3 protein-coding genes and 1 pseudogene are annotated in these 6,770 nt (G+C 65.0%); all 4 read right to left on the bottom strand.

Annotation, left to right across the window (positions count from 1 at the left end; genetic code table 11):
* A pseudogene (locus B3C64_RS06535) lies at positions 1-143 on the bottom strand (4-hydroxy-tetrahydrodipicolinate reductase); the annotation flags it as partial.
* A gap of 283 nt (positions 144-426) precedes the next feature.
* Positions 427-1,788 carry an MFS transporter gene (locus tag B3C64_RS06530; protein WP_291534569.1) on the bottom strand — a complete coding sequence of 454 codons (1,362 nt, stop codon included), beginning with the start codon at positions 1,786-1,788 and terminating at the stop codon, positions 427-429.
* A gap of 175 nt (positions 1,789-1,963) precedes the next feature.
* A complete protein-coding gene (locus B3C64_RS06525; protein WP_291534568.1) occupies positions 1,964-6,070 on the bottom strand; it encodes a UvrD-helicase domain-containing protein in 4,107 nt (1,368 codons plus the stop codon).
* Positions 6,067-6,770 (bottom strand): PD-(D/E)XK nuclease family protein (locus tag B3C64_RS06520; RefSeq protein ID WP_291534566.1); only part of this gene is annotated, 704 nt, incomplete at its 5' end. The genes B3C64_RS06525 and B3C64_RS06520, both read right to left, overlap by 4 nt.

Here is a 6,770-nt window from a genome sequence, read left to right as displayed (position 1 = left end):
TCGGTGTTGTCGGGGGTGATGCGCGTGAGGTCGTCGCCCGCGTCGAGCGCGAGCGCGAGTTCGGTGTCGGACGCGTTGGTGACGGCCTCGACCACGTGGGATCCCATACGGCCCTTGGCACCGACGACGGAAACCTTGATCATTGCAGCTCCTTGGAAAAGTCTGATGTTCCGCACGTATTCGCTACGTGCCCATCTACGAATGTAAAGAGACGCTTTGACGCGCGGCATATCAGACCATGTTCCCGCCATCAAGCAGACATGCCATCAGCACCGCGCCCCGAGCATCATGCGCGGCGCGTCATCGTCATACGTCATGCCGTGACCGCACGTCACAGTCATCGGCACGCACCCTGTCAACAACCTTGGTCCACGACGGAACGCCAGGCATCCGTTCCGTCAACGGCGTGCCAGTCATTCCGCTCCGTCAACGGCGCGCCGCGCGTCCGGTCACCATCCAGCCAAGCAATGCGAACGGAACCGAGCAGAGCACGCAGATCCAAGGCAGCATCAGGCCGACTCCGGTGCCGGCGTGGTCGAGCACGATGCCGGCGAGCATGGAACCGAAGGATGCGCCCACGGTTCCCGCGGTGCTCACCCAAGACAATCCTTCGGTCAACGATTCCTCAGGCACGGTCTCCTTGACCGCGAGATTGCCCGACGCGAACACCGGCGAGATGGTCAGGCCGGTCAGGATTTCGAATACGCCCATCACGATGAGGCTGCCTTGGCACAGGTGGACGATGAAGAATCCGATGGTCATCAGCACGAGGAACACGACCATATGGAGCCAACGCGATCCCTTGAGTTCGTGCGAGCCGAAAATCAGCGCGCCGATGCACGAGCCGAGCGCGATCATCGCCAGCTGCACGCCCAGCACCGATTCGAGGTGCAACGCCTTCATGACGGCGGTCATGGAGGTATCGAACGCGGTGAAGCTCATGTTGAACACGATGAACACGATGATCAGCGGAATCACGCCGGCGTAGGTCAGCACGCTCCGCCTGCTCCGGGCGCCGTCCGTTTTCAGTCGACGCAGGCTGAATCTCGTATGCGCGGCGGCACGCTCCGCGTCTTCATCCAAGGCCACGCCATGCGCCAGCCGCGGTCCGTCATCTCCATGCGCGGCATCGACTTCGACCGCATGCAATGCGGGCGGCTGCGTGTCGCGCAACGCGAAGAACACGGCACCGCCAAGACCGCAGGCGATGGTCGGCACGAACAATTGGGAGACGGGATGGACGGAGGCCGCCAGGAACGCCGCGAGAATCGGCCCGAAGATGAACACGATCTCGTCGATGGCGGATTCCAGCGCGTACGCGGTGTCGAGCAACGCTCCCCTGCCCGCGCGGTCAAGCACGTACGCCCAGCGGGTGCGCACGAGCGCGCCGAACGAGAACTGCGTGAACCCCATGGCCACGGCCAGCACGAACAACAGCGGGATGGGGACGCGCAGCAGGGCCGCGAAGGCGAATCCCAACATGGCGACGACCTGCACCGCCAGCACCTTCGCACCGACGCCGCGCTGCCCGAAGCGGTCGAACAGCCGTGCATAGAACGGCGTGACCACCGCGGCGGAGAACACGTACGCCGCGCTCATCACGCCGGCGATCGTCCAGTTGTCGTACAGGTAATTCAGCGCCAGGGTGATGCCGAGTCCCATCATCGACATCGGCAGTCTGGCGAACGCGCCGGAGAAACAGAACGCCTTGGCACCCGGAATGCGGAACAGCGCCGCATACGGCGAGCGGCCTGCGTCGGAAACTGTGGTTGCGTCGTTCGCAGCCATGATGTATCGCTCCTTAACTTTCGTTGCGTCCGGCATGTGCGCCCGCCCACACATGCTGCACGAGGGTAGCGGCGTTCCTCCGCAACGCCGTCCGCGGCGCGTTTTCCCCGCGGACGGACCGGCGAGCGCCGCATTCGGCCATCGGCCGCGGCTTCACATCATTGGCACACCGGCATTAATCGTTGTCGGATTGCTGCGGAATTCCGTAGCTCAACTCGGCAAGGATCTCTTCTTTGGTCTTATCGAGGGCGTCGAGCTCCCGATCGGTCTCTTTCGACTCACTCAGATAGTAGAGGCAGGCGTCGATAGCGTCCAACGGCACGCCTTCCATGGTCGACAGCAGCAGCCGGTACAGGTCGAGCTGCGCGAGCTTCTCCTTGATTTCCTCGGGTTTGCGCGGTTTTCCGCCTGTTTTCCAATCGACCACGGTGTAGCGTTTCGTCGGATCGGCCGCGTCGATGCCGCCGACGAACACCGCATCGAGTTTGCCGTTGACGATGGTGCCGAGTTCCGGCATGTCGACGACGAGCTGCCGCTCCGCCCAGGCCGGCCGACGCGATGCCCATTTCGAGGAGACGAGCCGTCGCTGCCATGCGGCGATTTTCCTCTCGTCCGGCGACCCGGCCTGCGTCGATGCGAGCTGTTCGACCAGTTCGGCACGGGAATCGTACGCGCCGGACTCAATGCCGTCCGCGTCCGCCATGACGAATCGTTCCGCCCATGCGTGGAATCGCGTGCCGAGCTGCGCCGACGGCGAGGCCACGCGCGGGATGGGCCGCACCAGTCCCCTCCAGTATTCGCGCGCGCTTCGCTCGCTCATCGCGCCGGCGCGCGCTTGCAACGAGGTGACGTTCTGCCGGCCCATGGCGAGGATTCGTTCGCCTTTGGCCCGCACCGCGTCATCGAAGGCGTCGCGCGAACCGGCATCCGCCGCGCTTGGCATCAGGTTCTCGTCATCGGCCAGCAATCGGGCGCGCAGAAGCAGCGACTTGTCTTCCGGCAGTTCGCTATCGGAGTGCTTCGCGTCATCACAAGGCTCACCATCAAAAGGTTTGCCGGCATCGTCGCCCCGCATGTTCCGCAGGGCGTCGCGTACCTGCCGTGCGGCGGAACGCAGCAGATCCGACGTCGTTTCGGTCAATCCGCATGGCCAGGGCAGGAACCGCTGCTCCGACAACGGTTCGAGCGGCGCGTTCCACGCGTCGCCGACCACGGCGTCCTCGAAATCCTGGGCGTGTTCGCCCACGAAATAGCCTTCCGGAAGCGGAGCGCCGATCGAATGCAGGGTGTCCGGATGCGCGTCGCCGCCGGATGCCGGATCCTGGCGAAGGTTGCCTGGTTCCCGCGCCGCGGTGACGATGCCGTTCATCGAATCGAACACCTCCTGCCAGAAGTTCGACGGTTTGCTTTTCCGCACGGTCCTGCGCGATTCCAACGCACGCGGGTCGCGGCTTTCCTCATTGGTCTCGCTGTAGACGAGCAGCGCCTCGCTGCGGGCGCGCGTCAATGCCACGTAGGCCAATCGCCGTTCGTCCGCGTGCAGCCGGCGCCCGTATTCCTCGCTTTGCGTCAGATACAGGCTTGCCGGATCGACGCCGTCCATGTCGTCGACGGGCAGCGAGCGCAACGTGCCGAACACCTCGTCGTCGATGATTTCGGCGTCGTCCAATCCGTCAAGCGCCTCCAACGGGTCCCCGCCGATCGGCGCGTCATGCGGGAACCGCGGCAGAATGTCGGCGTCGACGCGCACCGGCACCGGCACCGCGGCGGGGTCCGACAACCAGGTCTTCGCCGTTTCGAAGTATTCGGGCGGCACCCATTCGCCGTCACGCATGCCGTTCAGATGACCCTCGTCCACCTTGATGCTCAGATGGTCGCCTTGGTTCGACGGAAATGTGCCGTCCTCCATGCCGACCACGGCGACGGCGTCCCATTCAAGGCCCTTCGACTGGTGGACGGTCATCAGCACCACGTCGACGGGCGTGTCCGGAACCGCGGCGTTGTCGTCGGAGGCGTCGCGAAGCGAATCCACCCAGGAGACGAACGCACGCAGGCTTGGCGTGCCTTGCGTGGCGATCTCCTGCATGTAGGTGTCGACGAGTTTCATCACCGCATCCAACGGCGATTTGGCCAGCGTCGCGTGTTCGACGGGCAGCGGCGCGGCATCGTCCGCTTCCTCGCGGCGTGCAGCGTGCGCGCCGTCGGCCGCGCCGCCGTCCTGCATGCGACGCATACGGTCGGCAAGCACCATGTCGATGTCGAGGTTCAACGCGCCGATGGCGGCATGGACCGCTTCCGGCAACGGATGACCGACCACCTGCCGCACCTGGCGCAGCATCGCGGCCGCGCGCAGCACCGCCCGCGCCCCGTTCCCGCTGAGCCGGTTTTCGATGAGTTTCGGCAGATCGTCGCGCAGCATCACGTCGATGAGGAACACCGCGTTGGGAACCTGGTCGCGGTATTCGCGCACCATGGCGCGGATGCGCGATTCGTCCAACCGCCCGGATTCCGCTTCCGCATCATGCCTTTCCCCGGAGTCGGCCGTCTCGCCTTCCGCGGAGCCTTCCGGCGCGATGATGCCGGCGGACACCAGCGCGCGGTACCGGTATGCCGTGTTCACCGACTCCGCGACGCCGGCGAGCGCCTGCAGGTCGTCGGAATCCACCGCGAATCGCGGTGTGGCGAGCAGACGCATCAGCGCGGCGCTGTCGGTGTGGTCGCAGATCACGTGCAGCAGCGCGAAGATGTCCCGCACCTCCGGACGTTCCAGCAACGCCGCCTGCCCGACGACCAGCGTGGTCAGTCCGGCCCGTTGAAGCGCGTCCTCGTATCGCGGCATCTTCGATTTGGAACGAAACAGCACCGCCACGTGCGGACGATGGTCCTTCGCGCCATGCTCGATGTCGTCCGTGGAAGGCGTGTGCAGCGCGATCGCGTGTTTGGCGAATCGCACGACGGCGTCGATCTCCTGCCCGAACGTCGGATAGGCGAGCACGCCGACCGTGCCTTCGGGGGCGTTGGCGACGTTGGCGAGCGCCGGCACGTCGACTTCCCGCATCAGCGAGCTGCTTCGGCGGCGCGCGGGCAATCGCAATGGTTTCGTGAGGTTGTTGGCCGCTTCGAGCACCATGCGCGAGTTGCGTCGCGTCACGGTCAACGCGTAGGGCTTGTCGGTCGCGCCCATGCCGAAATCATGCTGCAGCATGCGGAACGCGCCCGGGCTGGCGCCGCGCCATGCGTAGATGGATTGGAAGGGATCGCCGACCGCGTTCACCGCGCTGCGTCGCGTGGCGTCCACGTGGAACAGCGCGGTCAGCAGCGCCGCCTGCGTGGTGGAGGTGTCTTGGTATTCGTCGAGCAGCACATGCGAGTAGCGTCTGCGGTAGGTGGCGCCGATTGAGGGGAACCGGGTGACCAGCTGGAACGCGGCGATGGTGAAATCGCTGAATTCCGCCATGTTGCACGCGCGTTTTTCCGCATGGTAGTCGGCGACGAGGTCGAGCAGGATGTCGCGTTCTCGTGCCACCGCGGACAGTTGGCCGGCTTTGTACACGCAGAGTCGGTGGCATTCGGCGCGATACCGGTTCCGTTCCGCCTCGCGGTCATCGTCCGACATCTTCTTCGTGTTCTTCGGTTTCTTGGGCTTCGGTTCGTCTTCGGGGACGTCCTCGCCGTCCAACGCCTTGGCGACCTGCGCGATGAACGCCTCGTCCCAGTCGCGCACGCGTCGCACGGCCTCGTCGAAATCGGTGCAGTCCCCGCCGATCATCGCGCCGGAGATCGCATTGGACAAGGCGAACACCCGGCTGGCGATGGTGCTGAATTTCGCGTCGCCCTCGATGCGCATGACGTCGTCCATATGCCTGTCGAGCACGGTGTGGATGAGCTGCATGGCCCCGGCCTCGCTCAACGGCTGCGTATTCTGGTCGAATCCGACAAGCAGACCGTATTGGCGCACGATGCCTTGGAAGAACGCATCATATGTGGCGATTTCCGGTTTATGGAACATGCCCGACGGCGTTTTTCCGGCGTTTTCGCCACGGTTGGCGGCGACGGCCGCCGAGACTCGCGACAGCAGTTCGGACGCGGCCTTGCGCGTGAAGGTGAGGCCGAGGATCTTCTGCGCGGGAACGCCCTGCCCGATCAGGGTGATGATGCGTCTGGTCATCGTGTAGGTTTTGCCGGATCCGGCACCGGCCACGACCACCACGTCCTCATAGGAGGGGGCTTGGATGACGGCCGCCTGTTCGGGACTGTCGGTGAATTTCGGCTTGTCGCTCATGCCGTTCTCCTTTCGAACACGGTGTTCAGTTCGCCGGCGCAGGCCGGGCATACGTCTTTGCACCGGCAGTAGCCGACATGCTCCGCCGTGGGCCGCGCCGTGATCCGCACGGCGCGGCTGGCCGCCGCCGCGTAGAAGACGCGGGAGATCATCGTCAGCGACCATACCGCCATCGTGGATCGCAGTCCAAGGAACTGCAGCCAGTGTTCCCCGCCGACCTCCTGCGGTTTTTCGGCGTCGTCGAGGCCGTCCTGGAACACCGAGCCGAGCGAGGTGACATAGGCGCGTCGCACGAAACCGCCGGTGTTGAGGCTTCCGTTGGAGAACAGCGCCTGCTGGTGGTATGCCTCGTCGCCCTGGGTGCCGCGCGGTGCCGGCGCGGAATGGTGCATGACATGGAACAACGCGCTTTGCGTGATGTCGGGCATCCGCGTGTTCCGAGCCGAGCCGTCGGGACCGCCATGAGGCCGTCCGGTTTCGGGGAAGGCCAGTCCGAGCTGATAGCACACCAGCTGCAGGTCGCTGAATTGCAACGATTTGTCGGGCACTTGTCCGGTTTTGTAATCGATCAATCGCACTTGGCTCTTGCCATCGGCGGTCAGACGGTGCTCCAGACGGTCGATTCGTCCTGTCAGCCGGATGGTGAGGTCGTCGCCCATGCCGGTTTCCGGCCATCCGCCGACCAGCGCGCCCATGATGG

Origin of the sequence: Bifidobacterium sp. UBA6881 (assembly GCA_002451435.1) — a bacterium.
Lineage (GTDB): Bacteria > Actinomycetota > Actinomycetes > Actinomycetales > Bifidobacteriaceae > Bifidobacterium.
Note: the sequence above shows the minus strand (reverse complement) of the source record. Positions and strands in the feature narration are given on the sequence as shown.